Origin of the sequence: Aquicella lusitana (assembly GCF_902459475.1) — a bacterium.
Taxonomy (GTDB): domain Bacteria; phylum Pseudomonadota; class Gammaproteobacteria; order DSM-16500; family DSM-16500; genus Aquicella; species Aquicella lusitana.
The window spans coordinates 1,535,731-1,554,217 of the sequence record NZ_LR699114.1 but is presented as its reverse complement, the minus strand read 5'-3'; the positions used below and the strand labels follow the sequence as shown (position 1 = coordinate 1,554,217).

The window sequence follows — 18,487 nt, the reverse complement described above, 5'->3', positions numbered from 1 at the left end:
TAATGAAAGGATATTTAAGATGCGAGAGCGCGTCTCTATCATTGTGCCGGATTTTGACGGCTGCCTTTATAATGGTAAATATTTTAAGCTCATTATTGAAGTCTTAAATCGCCACTGGGATTTTCTAATTGCACTTGGCAGGAAAAATCATCTCAGTGAGAGTGAGGCGAATTATGTCAATCAAGTTACTCACAACATATTGCAAGAGTTGGATAAGTATGATGTGAAAGATTGTAAGTATAGCAAGATGCAGGCTTGGATTACTCATCCGGCCTTTCAGAAAAGGATAACGACAGCGTTGGACAAGATAGGGCATATTAAAAAAAATCTTGTCTCCGTCAAGCAAATAATTGGCATTATTCTGCATGAATTCATTGGGTATATTTGCCGCCTAAACGAAGAAATTATGTTCAAGATTTTTTTAATGGCAAATGAGGCTCTGATTTCGCATTGGTGCAATAAAATGCTGATACAGGGTGTTTCCAGGGCTGCGCTCATGCTTGGCACTAACAGGCAGTCTTTTTATCATGATCGCGCCGGCATGGAGCAAAATGGAACGGGGTCCTGTTACGTTAATCTCCATGATATTGAAGGTAGTATACGCAGTCAGCTGAAAAATATTATCTGCCGCGTGAGTCCATTCAGCATGAGCGATATCTATGCCAACCTCGCGCGCGGAATCAGTTATAGCAAAATATTGGATGAGTACTGGACACCGGATGGACAGGGTTTTCGATACAAAAATCACGCTTGTGCTATTTTCGACGAATCAAAAGTTTCGCTATTATATGCTATCGTCCATGACGTCGTGATTAACGTACTAAGTGAACTCGATATTGGCTCCGAGCGTGCTGATATTACGATTGAATTTTACGATAACGAGAATAGTATTCTTGAAGCGATCGGTAAAACATTTTCAGCCAATCCGCAATTGATTCCCGACGGTGTCACATTAAATCTCTATCCTTATGATGGCGACCTTAAAGCGGATCCGATACAGACGATTCAGGGCAAAGGTGTCATCGATTACCGTTATCGAGATAATGTGAAGTTAATGGCTATGATGTGCGGGCATAATTTGCAGGATTTTGATTCTGTCATCAATGTCTACCAGGCGCTGGATATAAACAAATTTATCTCGACTCGTGTGACGGGGCGGGAAATACAGCGTTTTTATCAGAGCAGACCCGGAGTTGCTCCGCTTTTTATGACTGGGAATGAACCAGCCGCTTCCGAAGGGGTGAACCGCTCAGCCTCATTTAGGCTGTTAATATAATCGGCGATATAGCAAAAACAAAAAATATTTTTTGAAAATATATAAACCAGACTTCGGCCATTTTTGAGGGGTGGCTACGAATTTATCATCCTGAGAGCGTTGTAGAAGTTTTGTCGTGTACAGAGAGACGTTTTATAAAAATGGCCAAAGTCAGATAAAGGACAAAATATGTCAGCAGACTGCGTAAGATGGGGAATTCTGGGCACAAGTTATATCTCTGAAGTGATGGCCAAAGCGATCCAAACGTCACCTGCCAGCCAACTCACAGCAGTAGGTAGTCGTTCATTTCAAACGGCGAAACAATTTTCAGACAAATTTTCGATCCCTAAATTTTATGATACTTATCAGTCATTACTAAATGATGCTGATGTTGACGCTGTCTATATTGGGTTGCCCAATCATCTGCATAAGGAGTGGATAGTGCGTTGCGCGCTGGCGGGCAAGCATATTTTATGTGAAAAACCTTTTGTTCTGACTGCCACCGAAGCACAGGAAGTGATTTCCATCGTAAACAAATCCAGGGTGTTTTGCATGGAAGCCCTGATGTATCGCTGCCATCCTGTTACAAAAAAGCTAAAAGAGCTGGTGAAAAATAACATTATTGGCGATATAAAATTGTATCATGCTGTTTATACAGCCAATATTGCATCGATAGCTAATTCGACTGCAGGCGGAAGTATTCGAAATTTAGGCTGTTATCCCATCTCTTTAATCCGGCTGCTTGCTGATGCGGAACCCATTGAAATAAATGCAATGGGCAGGATTAATGCTGCTACTCAATTAGATAATCAGGCAAGTGTAATGCTGAAGTTTGAGAATAATACCATAGCTATTGTTTCAACAGCCGATGATATGGAAATGTATTGGCAATTCGATATCTATGGCACAGAAGGCCACTTAAAAGTAATGACTAATCCCTGGTTGCCTGAAAGCCATAATAAAATAATGGTGTCCAGGAAAGACGAAGACAAGCCAAGAGAGATTAATGTAATAGCAGAAAAATCACTTTATACCTATCAGATTGATATTGCCAGCAAGTCAATATTGAGCGGGAATTTTGTCGGCCCTGAGGGAATATCGTTGCTAGACAGTCTCGGCAATATAACTGTGCTTGAAGCTTGGCTTAAACAGGTAAAAGCGCAAGCTATACTATCAGCGAAGGCAGTTTTGACTCCGTAATTAAAGTCCGCAAAACCGAGAGCGTTTATTTTAACGATGTTGCTCTTTTTCACCCAGGATAAACTTTGTACACGCCTTTGAGTTACTCTCTGAGCACGTTTTTTTAATTACCTTAATACATTCTTAATCTTTATTAAATTTTTCTTAATATACGCAAAGTATAATAAGACACATTTTGCTGATTTCCAAATGAGTGTTATGAAAGAATTCTTTGACGCTGTTTCTAAAGGTGAAATAGGCAAGGTTTTATTTTTTCTTAATGATAATAAGACCTGGGTCCATGCTGTTGATGACATGGGGCTGACGCCACTCATGTGGGCTGTATATAACGGTCACCTGGATCTGGCCAAAATGCTTGTTGACCATGGTGCAGACGTTAATGCTGTATCCGCTAAGCTAGGATCATCCGTTATCCACTTTGCAGCTGAAAATGGCAGTATTGAGATGCTGGATTTTCTGTTAAGCAAAAGTGTTAACCTTCATGCTAAAAATGTGAGCTCGGGAGCAACGGCCTTGCATCATGCGATCATGACGCGACGACATGCCCTGGTTCGTAGGCTTATTGCATTAGGCTTTGATATCAATGCCAAAACGTTAATGGGTGATTCCCCACTCCAGGGAGCGATTAAGGTGAATGATGTTGAGATTGCAAAGACGCTTTTGGAGCATGGTGCCAATGTTGACGAGCCAGGTGCGAACAATTTGACCGTCATGGAGAATGATTCTGAAACGCAACAGCAACAAGGGGTGGATCCGCTGGGCGCGGCTACTTATATGTGGAACAAGGAAATGATCCGAGTGATATGTGCATACAAAAATATTGATGCGGAAAAATATATCTGTAAGCGTAAAGTGTCAAATATATTTAATCATCCAAAGCTTTCTTCTTTATTTGAAAAAGAAGGCATTCATTCCTATACGTCAGGTGGATCTTCTGAAGAAGCTATCGAAATCATCATTGAATTACTAGAAAAATTTGTAAAGCATGTAGGCAGCTCTCTCGATACTTTGCCAATGAATACCATTATCATGGCGTTGAAAGCTTTATTAGAAAGTCATTCTCCTCTTGTTAGTTCCGTATTGCCACAAGATGCTTCAAAGCTCAATTCCTCCAAACTTGTGTATTTTACAAGCGGATTTGATACACACGTTATCTATGGGTCGCGCCTCGTGATGGAGGATAAATTTGTCTATAAGCTGTATGAGCGGGGCTTTTATGCAAAGCTTAAAAAAACAGGGAAGGTATGCTCCGTCCTGAAACTGGAAGTAAAAAATAAAGAAGCAGAAAGAAAAATGATGGCTGAATTTTCCCGGCTCAAGGAGGAAAATGAAAGCGTTGCAACAACGGTTCTCTTTAGCGATATTCCAGCTCTGGCCGAATCAGAATATGAGCCGGATGAGCAAATTGAGCAAAAACCATTTAAGCGCGGTCGATGTTATTTTGAAAATTTGAAGTCATTGATATTGAGTGAATTTGTAAGATTGTACGGCTTCAATGAAGGGCGGTTGATTTATAAAAGTTTCGATTTATTCATGCATCTTACGGTTGCAAGGGAATTTATTACTTATAGCGATAGCGTTAATGACAGGGAAATTATCGAGATTTGTTTTGACGTAGTGAAAGCAAAAGCACAAAAATTAATATCTGTGAATGATCAATCGTTTTTCGTTTCAAATATTTGCAAGGATTTTAACTTAAAGTGCTAATTGTAGCATGATATAGGCTTGCAATGTTGAGAGTACTTTATTTAACAATGTCATGGCCAGCGAAGGCTTACTGTTGTCGACAGTTTCACAACCTTAACTGTCGTCGTCATTGTTGTTATCAGGCTGAGCCGGTCCACCTGGCATACGGTATTGCTCGCCTGCCCACTCACCAAGGTCAATCAGTTTGCAGCGTTCGGAACAAAAGGGCCTAAAAGAGTTGTCGCTTTCCCAAGTGTTTTGCTTACCGCAAGTAGGACAATGAATATTTTTTTTCTGGTTTGACGTCATGAGCAATCTCAGGAATTACAATAAGCGACCCAAAAGGGCAAGTTTTCAGTATATTGGGTGGGGCGAATTTCAATCTCGGGGATAAAGAAACGTACACTTAAAAAATGGCGGCCAATGCTGATTTCAGGATAAGCCGGAATGTCGTGCGTGATGCCGATGCGAACCATGCGCAAATTCCATTGCGGATCCAATAATTCTTGATGGAAACCATGCACAGCAGTTTTTTGATCAACTTTGGCGTTTTTGCGAACCAAGTCAAGTATCAGGGTGATGATCGTTTTAATCTGGCTAAAATCGCCCAGCCAGTCATTAATCATTCCCTGACGAATTTTTGTTGGCTGCTGTAGCCAGTAGTGATACAGGGGAATATCGAAACTGCATCCGCCGCCGGGACTCGCCAAATGTAGGCGCAGGGTATTGAATAATTCAATGTCTCGCAGACGCTGACCAATTTTGCCGCTGCTGTCAATCAAACTACGAGCATGCTCATCCAGTTGACGGGTAATATCATTAAACTTCTTGCTATCAATATCAGGCAAATTGCCGTAACGCATGAGGTTTGTCAGGTGATGTGTAAGTTCCTTGGCCAGCTTGGCTTTCAGATCAGGACGATCCAGTAGATGTAACACATTGATAATAAAAGCAACCACGTTCCGCGCGCTGAGCTCGGTCGTATCTGTCAACTGATGATCAATCTGTTGAAATAGCTGCTCAAGCCGCAAACATACGCGAATGATTTCATTTAATGGCTGTTCATATACAATTGATTCTTTCATGGTGCCAAACTAATCGAGACGTCGTTGGAAATCATAACATGAATTGTTTGGAATTTGGACGTTTGGCTTGTATTTTTTCAACGGAATGATATTTACGCCTGGGCCATTTTCAGATAGCGATGATGAAGCTGGTCCACCTGTAACGCCAGATCTTCCCGCTTCCCATCGTTGATAATGATATCGTGGGCGTATTTGAGCCTCTGCTGCCGGTTGGTTTGTGTTTTTAAGATGGCTTCTACCTGGTGTTTTTCTACTTTATCGCGCAAGGCAGTACGCTCAATCTGCAAATGCTCTGGGGTATCTACTACCAGGATACGATTAATGAAAGGATAAGGTCCGGCTTCAATGAGTAAGGGAATTACGACGATGCAATAAGGGGACGTCACTTGTTTGGTTTGTTTTTCTATTTCGCCGCGTATAAGAGGATGTAATAGGTTTTCCAGCCAGCGGCGCTCATGCCGGTCGTTAAAAATGATATGGCGTAGTTTTGCCCGATCAAGCGTTCCATTTTTGCACAGAATCTCATTGCCATAATGTTTGGTAATGGCAGTGAAAGCGGGCTGTGCAGGCGCTGTGATGTCGCGAGCGATGACATCGGCATCAATAATAGCGATGCCACGCTCGGAAAATAATCGAGCCACTGTCGATTTGCCCGAGCCGATTCCGCCTGTTAAGCCAATCACTAGCATTAATATACCATTTCAAAATAATAGAGCATGATCTCATTGCCCCAAAGCATCGCAATCCAACCCGCAAACGCGAGATAAGGACCGAAAGGCAGCGGTACACTTTTGATGTGTCGTTTTACAATCATATGCGCAACAGCGAAAAGGATACCTGTGATAGAGGCAAGTAAAATGATGAGCGGCAGCATTTGCCATCCCAGATAGGCGCCTAAGGCAGCCAGAAATTTAAAATCGCCCTGGCCCATGCCGGTTTTACCCGTGGTCCATTCAAACAGCAGTTGGGTAGCGGCAAAAATGATATAACCTACGATAGCGCCGATAATAGCGTCATGGCTGGTACAAAATAAATTGAATATGCTGAAAAACAGCCCTAGCCAAAGCAGCAAAAGGGTCAACTGGTCTGGCAGTAGATGATAATCCAGATCTATAAAAGTCAGACAAATGATGATCCAGGTAAAGAGCAACGCAGCTGCTGTTTGCCAGCTAAAGCCAAACTTCCAGGCAACATAGGCAGAAACAATGCAGGTGAGCGCTTCCACAAGCGGATAACGTATGGAAATAGGTGCTGTGCAATAAGCGCATTGTCCGCGCAGCCAGAGGTAACTCAGAATAGGGATATTGTGCCAGGGACGGATGACTTTTTTACATTGTGGACAATGCGAAAAGGGCAGATATAAATTAAGTTTTTCTGTTTCAGCATGAGGTTTTAAACCCAGATAAACCCTGCATTCCTCGCTCCAGCTCTGTTCCATCATGCGGGGCAGGCGATAAATGACAACGTTAAGAAAACTGCCAATAAAGAGAGAAAGGATCGCGGTTACAATCAGGAAAATATCAGGATTAGCAGCAAAAAAAAGCACAATGTCCATGATGACAGACCCTAATTGAGATAACCAAGTTTAAACAGGGGCAAGTACATCCCTATTACCAATCCACCGATTAAAACACCAAGCACTACCATAATCAAGGGTTCAAGCAGTTGATTAAAGTATCCCATTAGCTGTTCGATCTCTGTATCCAGAAATTCCGCTATTTTATCCAGCATCGGTTCAAGCTGTCCGGATTCTTCACCTATTTTGACCATTTGTATCATGAGTTGCGGGAAGGGATAGGTTTGCATGGCTTGATGGAGTGCATGACCGGCGCTTACTTTGTTGCGCAGCGTATTGATAACCGTCAGGAAAACAGGATCGCTGCATGCGTTTGCGGTTAATTTCAATGCATCGATCAGCGGGATTCCAGCCATTAACGAGATGGATAAATGATTTGCAAAGCGCGTCAGCATAATTTTACGCCCACACTGTTTAACGAAGGGAAGCCTGACCAGCCACTGCTGGAAGTTGAATTTATTTTTTATAAGAGTGCTTTTGCTTAAAATAGGCAAAAGGAAAAGCAGTATGAGCAGTATGGGACCTGCAAAGTAATGATTGATATAGGCTGCAAGAAAAAAAATCACGCGCGTTAATAGTGGCAGTTTATTCCCTGCGCCCTGAAATAATTCTGCGAACCGAGGAATGACAAAGATAAACATACTTAATGTCACTATCAAGGCTACCACCATAATAATGCAAGGATAAAACAGGGCTTGCTTAATCTGCTTGTTGAAAGCCAGCCGGTTTTCATGATAACGGGCAGCGGCTGTGAGCATGGTATCCAGCCTGCCCGTCTGTTCACCGATACGGATGAACTGACAGGTCAAGCCATCGAAATGCTGCGTATGTTGAGCGAGTCCATGGGAAAGCGTTTTGCCTATTAGGATTTCACGTTTGATGGTAAAAATAAGCAGACGCATGGCCATTTTTTCCTGGCTTCTTTCTAGAATCTCGCAGCTCTTGATGATAGGAATTCCTGCTGTGATGAGCGTCGCAAACTGGCGTAAAAAAACGGAAAGATCGGATGGCGTGATGGGTCGCTTCTGTTTAAGCTGCAGCCAATGGTGTTTGATGGTTTGCTTCATGGACCGGTCTCCATTGTTTTGGTCTGTCATACGCATTCTCTTTTTTTCTTGTGCGCTGTCTGTTTTGTCATGCATTTCCCCGCAGGCAAGATTTACTTACTGTTGATCGATATCCTGTGCGCGAATTTCGCCAGCTACGCGCGTGATTTCAGCCAGACTGGTTATGCCTTGCCGTATTTTTTGCAATCCGGCTTCCCATAAACGCATGCCTTCTGTTTGTTGAACTTGTATTAAAATCTGCGAAAGGCTTTTACCTGATAACAGGCATTGCACGATTTTTTCAGTCACAGGAAGCAGCTCGAAGATACCAATACGGCCTTGATATCCTTGGTTGCAGTACTGGCAGCCAATGGGACGGAAAGCAGTGAAGGGAGTCGTATGGGCATGGGTGTCATCAAACCGAGGAGGAAGTATTTCCGGTTGTTTGCAATGATCGCAGAGTTTTCGAACAAGGCGCTGTGCGACGATTAATGAAATGGAGTTCGCCAGGTGATAGGCGTCAATGCCCATAGATTGTAATCGGGTCATGGTCTCAACCGCGCTTCGGGTATGCAGCGTTGATAAAACCAGATGTCCGGTAAGCGCTGCTTGAACAGCGATATTTGCTGTTTCCGTGTCACGAATTTCTCCAATCATAATAATGTCTGGATCTTGACGCAGACAGGTGCGGAGCACCGAAGCGAAATCCAATCCGATTTTGGGGTTCACATTCACCTGATTAATACCCGGTAGTTCAATTTCAACCGGATCTTCAACTGTGACGATATTTTTTTCTATCTGGTTGAGATAGTGCAGCGCAGAATAAAGTGTCATGGTTTTTCCGCTGCCGGTTGGGCCAGTGACCAGTATTAATCCCTGTGGTTGTGCAAGATTCGCGAGGAGTAGGGCTTCCTGTGTTGCTGTCAAACCCAGTAAATGGATATCAAGCTGAACATGTCCTGCATCCAGAATACGCAATACCATTTTTTCACCGTGTAGCGTAGGGCAGGTATTGATCCGAATATCTCTTTTATCGGGCTCGCGCAACTGAATACGGCCATCCTGCGGCAGGCGCCGTTCAGCAATGTTCATGTTGCCCATGATTTTAAATCGTGTTGCAAGTCGGGTGGCTAAATGCAGGGGTACCACTGCGGCTTCATGTAATAACCCATCGCGGCGAAATCGGATTCTGCAATGTTCTTCATAGGGCTCGATGTGAATGTCCGAGATACGATGTTCAATAGCCTCGTCTATAAGATGATCGGCAAACTGAATAACAGGCTCATCATCTTCTTCGTTCTTTTCTACTGCGGAAGGTGGATTTTCTACCGGAGTTATTCTGGACAAGGCGCATTCAAGCTGCGAATTCAAATTCATCTGTCGGAAATAAAGATGGATGATCTTGTCCAATTCATCTTCCCGTACCAGTAATGGGTGAATACTAAGTCCTGTATGAAAACCAATCGCAGTTATGGCGGCGTGATCAGTAGGATCGGTAATACCCAGGTAGAGTTGTTTTTTATCGCGATTGATTGGAATAACACGATAACGTTGTACCAATTCCGGTTTGATGATGTCGCCGTGAAAAGTATAATCCTCAGGCTTCAAATCACAAACGGGCAAACCAGACAATTTCGCACAATATTCTAAAATCAGTTGACTGGATAGCTGATTAAACTGGACAAGATATTGCGTGAGTGTCATTCCTTGCATCGTTACTGCATGAAGCGCGGCTTTGGCAGTCGGATAATCAATGAGTCCGTCACGATAAAGATAACCTGCCAATCCATGTAGTGTTTGCTGATCTGTTTCGGATAAAAGAGCGTCACGCATTGCAAAATCCACTTTTAAGGCAAGATCCGCTGATTGTCCAGACACTTCCTTCTGCGCTAGGTTTTAAAACATAAGTGGCATTGCCCGCGCGTTCGGTTGATATTGCAGTGATGACACCGCTTTCAACGTGTAGACTGGCCAGATTTTGCGTGCTTTTTGGTTCAGCCGGGATGCCATATTTGCCGTGGGTTAATTCGGCGGACGAAGCGCCTTGCTGTAGCGCAAGTGACACAGCTGTCTTGAAGCTATCAGCAATAGAAATCACTTCAGCAAAGCGCGCGCGTTGTGTGTAATGCTGATAAGAAGGAGCAGCGATCATGGCAAGAATGCCGATGATAGAAACAACAATCATTAATTCGATTAATGAAAAGCCATACATGCGTAGATGGGAAAACATTTTTTTCTCCTTGTGGAATAAATGGGTTATGCGATCCTTGCTTTTATCAACTAATTACCTAACCTTTACAGCAATGGCGAGGCATTTTCCTGCAATAAAGTTAAATGGGGTTTACTGGATGAAAAACGGGATAAGAAATTTCGACGGGAGGTAAGTATCTTTAAGATAAGAATGAAGCATTTTTTATTTATACGATTTTCAAAATAAATCTTCAATAGTTTTGTTAAATAACCTCAGTTATGGTTAAGCAATTGAGGACATCCAAAATTTACTTCTGCTGATAGACGGTTTTTTTGCTTTTAAACAGTAACCTGCTAAACCACTAACAAGATTAACCAGAAAATTTACCGGACTGCGATGTCGAGTATGCTCAATATGGCAGATAGATTTAAGTTGATCAATGACGGTTTCTACAATGCTTCGCTGATAAAGAAAAAATTTTTCGAACGCGCTTAGCATTTTTTTCTTCATGTTTTTTCTAACTTTCGTAATCAATTTTATGCCTCGTTTTGCAAGCGACTCCGCTAATTTTTTGCTGATGTATCCTTTATCGCCCGCACCAAAACCAGTTAATCCTTGCATTAATTTTTCAACAACTTCTCTATCATCAACATTTCCTTTTGTAATGCAAAAACTCATAATTTCTCCCTGGTGATTGATCGCTAAATGTAATTTGAATCCATAAAAAAAGCCTACAGAACAGTGTCCGCGTTCAGCAATGCCTTTAAAAACTTTATTTCTGTAAATTCGACGATTGTGGCATACAACCATTTTTGTAGAATCCAAATAATACAATCCGGTGTGTTTTCCTGTTCTTGATAGTACATACGCCGTTAGTGGTGCAAGCAACCTTGGCATGAGTGCAACAAAACGTGGATAGCTTACCGCTTTAGGAAATTCTCGAAAAAGTTGGCCTAACACACAATCCAGATAAAAATCCTTGAATGTGCGATAGTGGCTTAAGTGAAATAAAATCATGATCGTCATCATCTCGCTTTCACTTAATTCTGTTTTCCTCTGACGTTTGCCTTTAGGTAAGGGCAAAATTTTATTTGCAGATTCTTTTACATGGTTCTTGTAAAACTCATCAATATCACAGAAAATTTCAACGATCGGCGCTAGTAGCATTTTGACTCCATTCAAAACCTTGGGCGGTTAAAAATGGCAAAATTTACCAAGCGCCTTTCTTATTTTCAATCTTTTCAAAAAGTTAAAATTCGCTTATCCATAACTGAGGTTAAAATAAATAATGCTCTCTTTAGCATAGTCAATTCTCCTTTTTATGCGGATTAGTAAGTAATATGCCATATTCCTAAATAAACAGTGTTTAATAGGAGTCATCATGATTATTTTTTTCATTAAGCACGACATTGCACTCATTTCCCTTTCAATAAAGCCGGCAAATAATCCTTACCGGCTTTGTATGAAATTTTATTCTTCTTTTATTTGAATTTTTTGTGACAAACTTTCCTTTGCTTTTGGAATAGTAATTTCTAATACACCGTGTTTACTCTTGGCACTAATCTTTGACGAATCAGCTGCATTAGACAGACTGATGGTACGATAAAAGGATCCTTGTGATCTTTCGACGTGAACATAATTTTCACGCTCTTCCTTAGTTTCTGTTTCTCTATGTCCCCTAATTGTGAGCATGCCTTTATCGATACTTACTTCTATATTTTTGGGATCTACACCCGGCACATCTGCTCGAATGACATATTGATTTGCTTCGTCTTTAATATCAATGGTTGGCGTCCAATTTGATCCAACGACATTCGAAAGCCAGTTTTCACGATCTAAGAAGGAAGATGGTTCAAACATGCGATCAAGGGCTTGATGAAGTTCCGATAAATTTGAAAAGAGAGGGCGTTTAACAATTTGATTCATATTTAATTCCTCCATGAAAATAAATTCTACCCTAGGCTTAATTAACAATTGAAAGGAAACGATTTATTATAACAGCATTATTGGTGTTAAAAGAAAGCGTCATAATTTTGACTTACTTGTAATTTTTGGTATTTATTTGATCATTTGAAATTTGAACCCCGCCAATAATCAGACAGGGTTCTCACCGGTCAATAAATTAATCACATCATATCACCCATGCCGCCCATTCTTTCTCTTCCCATGGGGGATTTATTTTTGGGTAATTCAGTGATCATGCACTCCGTTGTAATCATCATGCCAGCAACAGAAGCTGCTTGCTGCAAGGCAGTGCGAGTGACCTTGGTGGGATCCAAAATGCCCATTTCTAACATATCGCCATATTCGCCGGTTGCCGCATTAAATCCATGATTACTTTTATTCTCTGTGACCTTATTTAAAACAACAGATGGCTCATAACCAGCGTTAACAACAATCTGTCTAATAGGTGCTTCTAGTGCACGGCAAATGAGTTGTACGCCGATTGATTGGCCGTCATTGTTGCCTTTAAGATTTTTTATTGATTGCATTACGCGAACCAATGCAACACCACCACCAGGCACAACACCTTCTTCGACGGCGGCACGAGTCGCATGAAGAGCATCTTCTACACGAGCTTTTTTCTCTTTCATTTCGACTTCTGATGTTGCGCCTACCTTGATGACGGCTACTCCGCCTGCTAATTTAGCAATACGCTCTTGCAGTTTTTCACGATCATAGTCAGATGTTGTTTCTTTAACGCGTGCTTTTAATTGTTGGATGCGGTCTTCGATATCCTTTTTCCCACCGCCACCATCAATAATGGTAGTGTTGTCTTTGGTGATGTGTACGCGTTTTGCTGTACCTAAATCATCTAATTTCACTGATTCCAGTGTGCGCCCTACTTCTTCGGCAATCACTTGTCCTCTGGTGATAACAGCAATATCTTGCAACATTTCTTTACGACGATCACCAAATCCGGGTGCTTTGACAGCGCATACTTTTACAATACCGCGCATTTGATTGACTACTAAGGTAGCTAAAGCTTCGCCTTCTATATCTTCTGCAATCATCAATAAAGGACGACCAGACTTTGCAACTGCTTCAAGTAGTGACACCAAATCCCGGATAGTAGTAATTTTTTTGTCGGTTATAAAAATGTAAGGATTCTCTAAATCAGCAGACATGGTTTGTTGATCCGTAATGAAATAAGGCGATACGTATCCACGATCAAACTGCATCCCCTCAACAACATCCAATTCATTTTCTAACCCAGAACCTTCTTCAACGGTAATGACACCTTCTTTACCCACTTTGGCCATTGCATCTGCAATAATTCGACCAATGGCTTCATCCGCATTGGCAGATATTGTCCCTACTTGTGCAATGGATTTATCGTCTTTACAGGGAACAGAGAGTTTCTTCAATTCTTCGACAGCTTGAGATACAGCCTTATCAATACCACGTTTTAAATCCATAGGATCATAGCCAGCAACCACTAACTTTAATCCTTCGGCAAAAATTTGACGACCTAAAACAGTAGCAGTAGTTGTGCCATCACCTGCTTCATCAGAAGTACGAGATGCAACTTCTCTAAGCATTTGTGCGCCCATATTTTTGAACTTATCTTTAAATTCAATTTCTTTGGCAACAGTCACACCATCTTTAGTAACAAGTGGCGCACCAAATGATTTATCGATCACCACATTGCGACCGCGTGGTCCAATAGTAATTTGCACAGCATTCGCCAAATCGTTAACGCCAGAGAGCATTAACTGTCGTGCTTCTTCACTGAATCGTAATTCTTTAGCTGCCATAGTCTTTATCCTCTTTTTATTTATTAATCAAACGCTGTTATTCAATAACACCTAATATATCTTCCTCTCGCATGACGAGGTATTCTTTGTCGTTCAACTTGATAGTTGTTCCAGAATATTTCGCAAAGACGACTTCATCACCTGTTTTAACTTGTAAAGATTGTATTTTGCCATCCACATATTTTCCGGTTCCTACGGCAATGATTTTTCCGCGCATGGGTTTATCTTTATCCGCTGTATCAGGTAAAACAATACCGCCTTTGGTTTTTGTTTCTTGCTCTTGAGGTTCGACAACCAGTCGATCGTTTAACGGACGAATGTTAAATGTAGTCATAGTAAATTTTCCTTGTAAATTATCAATAAATGACAGATTACTTCTATGTAACAGTGAATATAGGGATAGTTAATGAGAGTTCAAGTCAAAGTTAGCTTGAAAACGCTGACGCTAGTCAAATTTTGTTTGCATATTTTTTGTTAGTGATTGAATAAATATAATTATTTTTTCTCTTATCATGCGTGATCTCTATTCTAAAATACTATAATAAAAAAGGAGTGGTGAGAAAGGGGAAAAAAATGGGTGATTTAAGTACCCTCTTCGACCATTATTTTAAATCATTTTAGATATCTGCTTGTGGCATTGTGTGCGGTTAAGCCTAGTGTCACAGAGAACCAGAAAAGAATTGGAAAAGCGGTCAAGATCAGGTGTTGAATCGCCTCTTCATATTCAATTGTATTGTGATAAAAAGATTGTTGTTTATGCAGAATAGACAATATTGCATCATAAATGAATTAAATAAGTATGCACTCGCTGTCACAGAAGTAACATGGCTCACTATATTGACTTGTGAAAAGCGGATAATAATCTATGAAATTGATAAGATTTATGAGAATACCATTCCATTTATGATGTTTCCAATTTTATGGATAAAAATATGGGCTCAATAATTGGAATTGAATCGTTTTATTTTTATAGTTAGAAAAATGATTAATTAAAGAGGAACCAGGATGTCTCTTTCGATTGAAGAAATTCAAAAAATCGCCCATTTGTCACGGTTATATCTTGCAGATACAGATATTGCGGAATATTCAGTACAGCTTTCACGCATTTTAGATTTCATTGAAGACATGAATCAAGTTGACACCACCAACATTGAACCACTTGCCCACCCATTAGATATTCCTCAACGTTTGCGCGAAGATAAAGTGACAGAGCCTAATTTGCGCGATAAATTTCAAGCTATCGCACCTCAGGTGGAATCCGGGCTTTATCTTGTCCCAAAAGTCATTGAGGATGAATAATGACGTATAATCAATAAAGAAGAATGGAGGACTCTCTATGAAAGATAAATTAAATCAATGGACCGAAGCTAATAAGCCCCAAAAGGCAGCCGACTACTTTATTAATAGAATGGCCTTTACTATTGGGCCAGGAGACTTATTTGATGAAATGAAAAAGAATAAAGACGACGTTAACATTATCGATGTCAGAAATGAGGAAGATTTTAAGAAAGGTCACATCCCTGGAGCTATTAACCTTCCTGAAGAAAAATGGCATACCTTATCAGGCCTCAACAAGGATTTGATGAATGTCATTTATTGCTACTCAGTGGAATGTCATTTAGCAGCAAAAGCCGCGGCTCAATTCGCAAAGTCGGGGTTTCATGTAATGGAACTCCAAGGTGGCTATGATCGTTGGAAAGAGAAGAACTTTAAAATAGAAACAGAAGAATAGTTCTTATTTTCACTCGAATTTTGAATTTAAACCCACAAAAATCCTAATAGATCGTATGATTTTTATAAAAATCATACGGTTAAATACAATTATTTTCCTTATAAATCATACAGTTAAACTCTTGAAATTTTAAATTTAATTTTTATAATAATTACTAGAAGGGACTCTCAAGCATACGGTAAGGAAGTAAAAATGACTCAACTTTGATGATAATTGTTCGGAGGTAATGATGTATGAATACGTTAATACCTTATGAACCAGCGAAGTTGATAAATGATATGCATAATCTCATGGAAAATTTATGGCAGCGCACATTTGATTTGGATACGAGGAATGCAAGTGGAAGAACAGGTCAATGGTTGCCTGCTATTGATATAAGAGAAGAAGAGGATAAATTTTTAATCTCGGCGGATTTACCAGGCGTAGATCCAAAGGATATCGACATTTCGCTGGAAAATAACGTGCTGACATTGAAAGGAAAACGAGAGGAAATACATGAGGAGAAAAAAGGATCTTTCTATCGTATGGAACGTATGCAAGGACAATTCTATCGGCAGTTCACTCTACCGACCGCTGTTGATAGTAAGCATATTACTGCAAAATCAAAACAAGGCGTGTTAGAAGTGATCGTACCGAAGAAAGAAAAAACGGAAATCAAGAAGATTGAAGTAAAAGTGGAAGAATAACCTATTTCCCCGGCAATAAGGAGGTTGTATCGGGAAAATAGGGTTATATATAAACTAACCTCAGTTATGGTTAAGCAATTGAGGACATCCAAAATTTACTTCTGCTGATAGACGGTTTTTTTGCTTTTAAACAGTAACCTGCTAAACCACTAACAAGATTAACCAGAAAATTTACCGGACTGCGATGTCGAGTATGCTCAATATGGCAGATAGATTTAAGTTGATCAATGACGGTTTCTACAATGCTTCGCTGATATGCATTAGTTCCGATCTAATCTGACACTTGCTACTTGAAAAAAGTAAGGTTACCCGTTTTGATAGTTATGTCGAGTAAAAATCAAAACATTAAAGAGGTAACCTTATGTACGAGTGTACGCAAAAAATCATTAAAAACAAGGTCGGTCTGTTAAATTTGGCAGAAGAGCTAGGGAATGTATCAAGAGCCTGCAAGGTAATGGGCTTCTCCAGAGATACGTTTTATCGTTATAAATCAGCAGTTGAGCAAGGAGGCATTGAGACCTTGTTCGACAAGAGCAGACGGCAGCCAAACATCAAGAACCGCACCGATGAAGCTACAGAGAATGCTGTATTGGACTATGCCATTGAGTACCCCGCGCATGGTCAATTAAGAGTCAGTAATGAGCTTAGGAAAAGAGGTGTTTTTGTTTCTCCTAGCGGTGTTCGTTGCATCTGGCTAAGGCATGATTTGGCATCATTTAAACAGCGTCTAACCGCACTGGAAAAGAAATCTGCCGAGGAGAACTTAATTCTAACTGAAGCACAACTGGCCGCGCTAGAACGCAAAAAAGACGATGATATGGCCTGCGGTGAAATTGAAACAGCACATCCTGGCTATCTTGGTTCACAAGATACCTTTTATGTTGGCAATCTCAAGGGTGTTGGGCGCATTTATCAGCAAACATTTGTTGATACCTACTCCAAAGTGGCTCATTGCAAGCTATATACCACAAAAACACCGATTACATCTGCTGACCTGTTAAATGATCGTGTGTTGCCATTCTTTGAAGAACAAGGCTTGGGCTTGCTGCGCGTATTAACGGATCGTGGCACTGAGTTTTGCGGCAAGGTAGAGCAACACGATTACGAGTTGTATTTGGCGCTCAATGATATTGAGCACACCAAAACGAAAGCTCAATCACCCCAGACCAATGGCATCTGTGAACGCTTTCATAGGACGATTCTGAATGAGTTTTATCAGGTTGCTTTCCGAAAGAAAGTTTACACAACTATTGACGAGTTGCAAAAAGATCTGGATGATTGGCTCGGTTATTACAACAATGAACGCACACATCAGGGTAAAATGTGTTGTGGCCGAACTCCGATGGCGACATTGATTGATGGTAAAAGAATCTGGAAGGAAAAAGTTGATAATCTCAACTTGAACTGACAGTAAAACCGTAACTGAAAAACGGGTAACTGTCAGATCAAGTCGGAACTTTTACAGCTGATAAAGAAAAAATTTTTCGAACGCGCTTAGCATTTTTTTCTTCATGTTTTTTCTAACTTTCGTAATCAATTTTATGCCTCGTTTTGCAAGCGACTCCGCTAATTTTTTGCTGATGTATCCTTTATCGCCCGCACCAAAACCAGTTAATCCTTGCATTAATTTTTCAACAACTTCTCTATCATCAACATTTCCTTTTGTAATGCAAAAACTCATAATTTCTCCCTGGTGATTGATCGCTAAATGTAATTTGAATCCATAAAAAAAGCCTACAGAACAGTGTCCGCGTTCAGCAATGCCTTTAAAAACTTTATTTCTGTAAATTCGACGATTGTGGCATACAACCATTTTTGTAGAATCCAAATAATACAATCCGGTGTGTTTTCCTGTTCTTGATAGTACATACGCCGTTAGTGGTGCAAGCAACCTTGGCATGAGTGCAACAAAACGTGGATAGCTTACCGCTTTAGGAAATTCTCGAAAAAGTTGGCCTAACACACAATCCAGATAAAAATCCTTGAATGTGCGATAGTGGCTTAAGTGAAATAAAATCATGATCGTCATCATCTCGCTTTCACTTAATTCTGTTTTCCTCTGACGTTTGCCTTTAGGTAAGGGCAAAATTTTATTTGCAGATTCTTTTACATGGTTCTTGTAAAACTCATCAATATCACAGAAAATTTCAACGATCGGCGCTAGTAGCATTTTGACTCCATTCAAAACCTTGGGCGGTTAAAAATGGCAAAATTTACCAAGCGCCTTTCTTATTTTCAATCTTTTCAAAAAGTTAAAATTCGCTTATCCATA

At 40.6% G+C, this 18,487-nt stretch carries 18 protein-coding genes and 2 pseudogenes; 7 read left to right on the top strand and 13 right to left on the bottom strand.

Going from position 1 to position 18,487, the window contains the following annotated elements:
• The first annotated feature begins 19 nt into the window (after positions 1-19).
• The 3 genes from AQUSIP_RS07130 (at position 20) to AQUSIP_RS07120 (ending at position 4,162) form a co-directional block, all read left to right on the top strand.
• A complete protein-coding gene (locus AQUSIP_RS07130) occupies positions 20-1,276 on the top strand; it encodes a hypothetical protein (protein WP_114834798.1) in 1,257 nt (418 codons plus the stop codon).
• A gap of 168 nt (positions 1,277-1,444) precedes the next feature.
• Positions 1,445-2,455, top strand: a complete 1,011-nt coding sequence (locus tag AQUSIP_RS07125) for a Gfo/Idh/MocA family protein (protein ID WP_114834797.1) — start codon at positions 1,445-1,447, stop codon at positions 2,453-2,455.
• Between the two features lie 198 nt (positions 2,456-2,653).
• Positions 2,654-4,162 (top strand): ankyrin repeat domain-containing protein, encoded by a 1,509-nt coding sequence (locus AQUSIP_RS07120; protein ID WP_170131842.1) that lies wholly within the window; start codon positions 2,654-2,656, stop codon positions 4,160-4,162.
• A 93-nt stretch (positions 4,163-4,255) separates the two neighbouring features.
• Here the strand turns inward: AQUSIP_RS07120 and AQUSIP_RS07115 are convergent, their stop codons facing one another.
• The 11 genes from AQUSIP_RS07115 to AQUSIP_RS07065 form a co-directional block, all read right to left on the bottom strand.
• On the bottom strand, positions 4,256-4,450 hold the full coding sequence (locus tag AQUSIP_RS07115) for a DNA gyrase inhibitor YacG (RefSeq protein WP_114834795.1): 195 nt from the start codon (positions 4,448-4,450) through the stop codon (positions 4,256-4,258).
• An 8-nt stretch (positions 4,451-4,458) separates the two neighbouring features.
• Positions 4,459-5,226 (bottom strand): cell division protein ZapD, encoded by a 768-nt coding sequence (zapD, locus tag AQUSIP_RS07110; protein ID WP_114834794.1) that lies wholly within the window; start codon positions 5,224-5,226, stop codon positions 4,459-4,461.
• Positions 5,227-5,318: 92 nt separating this feature from the next.
• Positions 5,319-5,915, bottom strand: coding sequence for a dephospho-CoA kinase (coaE, locus tag AQUSIP_RS07105; RefSeq protein WP_114834793.1), 597 nt, complete (start codon positions 5,913-5,915; stop codon positions 5,319-5,321).
• Positions 5,915-6,781, bottom strand: coding sequence for a prepilin peptidase (locus AQUSIP_RS07100; protein WP_114834792.1), 867 nt, complete (start codon positions 6,779-6,781; stop codon positions 5,915-5,917). The genes coaE and AQUSIP_RS07100 overlap by 1 nt, the downstream gene beginning before the upstream one ends.
• An 11-nt stretch (positions 6,782-6,792) precedes the next feature.
• Positions 6,793-7,899 (bottom strand): type II secretion system F family protein, encoded by a 1,107-nt coding sequence (locus AQUSIP_RS07095; RefSeq protein WP_170131841.1) that lies wholly within the window; start codon positions 7,897-7,899, stop codon positions 6,793-6,795.
• A gap of 66 nt (positions 7,900-7,965) precedes the next feature.
• Complete coding sequence (locus tag AQUSIP_RS07090) at positions 7,966-9,681, bottom strand: GspE/PulE family protein (protein ID WP_114834790.1); 1,716 nt, start codon at positions 9,679-9,681, stop codon at positions 7,966-7,968.
• On the bottom strand, positions 9,674-10,078 hold the full coding sequence (locus tag AQUSIP_RS07085; RefSeq protein ID WP_170131840.1) for a pilin: 405 nt from the start codon (positions 10,076-10,078) through the stop codon (positions 9,674-9,676). The genes AQUSIP_RS07090 and AQUSIP_RS07085 overlap by 8 nt, the downstream gene beginning before the upstream one ends.
• Positions 10,079-10,321: 243 nt before the next feature.
• Positions 10,322-11,206, bottom strand: a complete 885-nt coding sequence (locus AQUSIP_RS07080) for an IS982 family transposase (protein ID WP_148326070.1) — start codon at positions 11,204-11,206, stop codon at positions 10,322-10,324.
• 303 nt (positions 11,207-11,509) lie between these two features.
• On the bottom strand, positions 11,510-11,965 hold the full coding sequence (locus AQUSIP_RS07075; protein ID WP_170131896.1) for an Hsp20/alpha crystallin family protein: 456 nt from the start codon (positions 11,963-11,965) through the stop codon (positions 11,510-11,512).
• Positions 11,966-12,165: 200 nt separating this feature from the next.
• The gene (gene groL / locus AQUSIP_RS07070; protein WP_114835499.1) at positions 12,166-13,797 is read right to left on the bottom strand and encodes a chaperonin GroEL; all 1,632 of its coding nucleotides are present in this window, start codon (positions 13,795-13,797) and stop codon (positions 12,166-12,168) included.
• 37 nt (positions 13,798-13,834) lie between these two features.
• Positions 13,835-14,131, bottom strand: coding sequence for a co-chaperone GroES (locus AQUSIP_RS07065; RefSeq protein WP_114835498.1), 297 nt, complete (start codon positions 14,129-14,131; stop codon positions 13,835-13,837).
• 671 nt (positions 14,132-14,802) lie between these two features.
• On the opposite strand from AQUSIP_RS07065, the gene gatC reads away from it, so the two are divergent.
• The 3 genes from gatC to AQUSIP_RS07050 all read left to right on the top strand — a co-directional run bounded on the left by gatC (position 14,803) and on the right by AQUSIP_RS07050 (position 16,215).
• Positions 14,803-15,096 (top strand): Asp-tRNA(Asn)/Glu-tRNA(Gln) amidotransferase subunit GatC, encoded by a 294-nt coding sequence (gene gatC, locus AQUSIP_RS07060; RefSeq protein ID WP_114835496.1) that lies wholly within the window; start codon positions 14,803-14,805, stop codon positions 15,094-15,096.
• A 37-nt stretch (positions 15,097-15,133) separates the two neighbouring features.
• Positions 15,134-15,529, top strand: coding sequence for a rhodanese-like domain-containing protein (locus AQUSIP_RS07055; RefSeq protein WP_114835495.1), 396 nt, complete (start codon positions 15,134-15,136; stop codon positions 15,527-15,529).
• A gap of 233 nt (positions 15,530-15,762) precedes the next feature.
• Complete coding sequence (locus tag AQUSIP_RS07050) at positions 15,763-16,215, top strand: Hsp20/alpha crystallin family protein (RefSeq protein ID WP_114835494.1); 453 nt, start codon at positions 15,763-15,765, stop codon at positions 16,213-16,215.
• Between the two features lie 70 nt (positions 16,216-16,285).
• Here AQUSIP_RS07050 and AQUSIP_RS07045 read toward each other — a convergent pair.
• A pseudogene (locus AQUSIP_RS07045) lies at positions 16,286-16,468 on the bottom strand (transposase); the annotation flags it as partial.
• 108 nt (positions 16,469-16,576) lie between these two features.
• Here AQUSIP_RS07045 and AQUSIP_RS07040 point away from each other — a divergent pair.
• Positions 16,577-17,623, top strand: a complete 1,047-nt coding sequence (locus tag AQUSIP_RS07040; protein WP_114835537.1) for an IS481 family transposase — start codon at positions 16,577-16,579, stop codon at positions 17,621-17,623.
• Positions 17,624-17,680: 57 nt separating this feature from the next.
• Here the strand turns inward: AQUSIP_RS07040 and AQUSIP_RS07035 are convergent.
• A pseudogene (locus tag AQUSIP_RS07035) lies at positions 17,681-18,385 on the bottom strand (IS982 family transposase); the annotation flags it as partial.
• Between the last annotated feature and the right edge of the window lie 102 nt (positions 18,386-18,487).

What these genes read in the sequence shown, in the direction of transcription:
- AQUSIP_RS07130 (WP_114834798.1), top strand. Translation starts at nt 20, where the DNA reads ATGCGAGAGCGCGTCTCTATCATTGTGCCGGATTTTGACGGCTGCCTT.
- AQUSIP_RS07125 (WP_114834797.1), top strand. Translation starts at nt 1,445, where the DNA reads ATGTCAGCAGACTGCGTAAGATGGGGAATTCTGGGCACAAGTTATATC.
- AQUSIP_RS07120 (WP_170131842.1), top strand. Translation starts at nt 2,654, where the DNA reads ATGAAAGAATTCTTTGACGCTGTTTCTAAAGGTGAAATAGGCAAGGTT.
- AQUSIP_RS07115 (WP_114834795.1), bottom strand. Translation starts at nt 4,450, where the DNA reads ATGACGTCAAACCAGAAAAAAAATATTCATTGTCCTACTTGCGGTAAG.
- zapD (WP_114834794.1), bottom strand. Translation starts at nt 5,226, where the DNA reads ATGAAAGAATCAATTGTATATGAACAGCCATTAAATGAAATCATTCGC.
- coaE (WP_114834793.1), bottom strand. Translation starts at nt 5,915, where the DNA reads ATGCTAGTGATTGGCTTAACAGGCGGAATCGGCTCGGGCAAATCGACA.
- AQUSIP_RS07100 (WP_114834792.1), bottom strand. Translation starts at nt 6,781, where the DNA reads ATGGACATTGTGCTTTTTTTTGCTGCTAATCCTGATATTTTCCTGATT.
- AQUSIP_RS07095 (WP_170131841.1), bottom strand. Translation starts at nt 7,899, where the DNA reads ATGACAGACCAAAACAATGGAGACCGGTCCATGAAGCAAACCATCAAA.
- AQUSIP_RS07090 (WP_114834790.1), bottom strand. Translation starts at nt 9,681, where the DNA reads ATGCGTGACGCTCTTTTATCCGAAACAGATCAGCAAACACTACATGGA.
- AQUSIP_RS07085 (WP_170131840.1), bottom strand. Translation starts at nt 10,078, where the DNA reads ATGTTTTCCCATCTACGCATGTATGGCTTTTCATTAATCGAATTAATG.
- AQUSIP_RS07080 (WP_148326070.1), bottom strand. Translation starts at nt 11,206, where the DNA reads ATGCTACTAGCGCCGATCGTTGAAATTTTCTGTGATATTGATGAGTTT.
- AQUSIP_RS07075 (WP_170131896.1), bottom strand. Translation starts at nt 11,965, where the DNA reads ATGAATCAAATTGTTAAACGCCCTCTCTTTTCAAATTTATCGGAACTT.
- groL (WP_114835499.1), bottom strand. Translation starts at nt 13,797, where the DNA reads ATGGCAGCTAAAGAATTACGATTCAGTGAAGAAGCACGACAGTTAATG.
- AQUSIP_RS07065 (WP_114835498.1), bottom strand. Translation starts at nt 14,131, where the DNA reads ATGACTACATTTAACATTCGTCCGTTAAACGATCGACTGGTTGTCGAA.
- gatC (WP_114835496.1), top strand. Translation starts at nt 14,803, where the DNA reads ATGTCTCTTTCGATTGAAGAAATTCAAAAAATCGCCCATTTGTCACGG.
- AQUSIP_RS07055 (WP_114835495.1), top strand. Translation starts at nt 15,134, where the DNA reads ATGAAAGATAAATTAAATCAATGGACCGAAGCTAATAAGCCCCAAAAG.
- AQUSIP_RS07050 (WP_114835494.1), top strand. Translation starts at nt 15,763, where the DNA reads ATGAATACGTTAATACCTTATGAACCAGCGAAGTTGATAAATGATATG.
- AQUSIP_RS07040 (WP_114835537.1), top strand. Translation starts at nt 16,577, where the DNA reads ATGTACGAGTGTACGCAAAAAATCATTAAAAACAAGGTCGGTCTGTTA.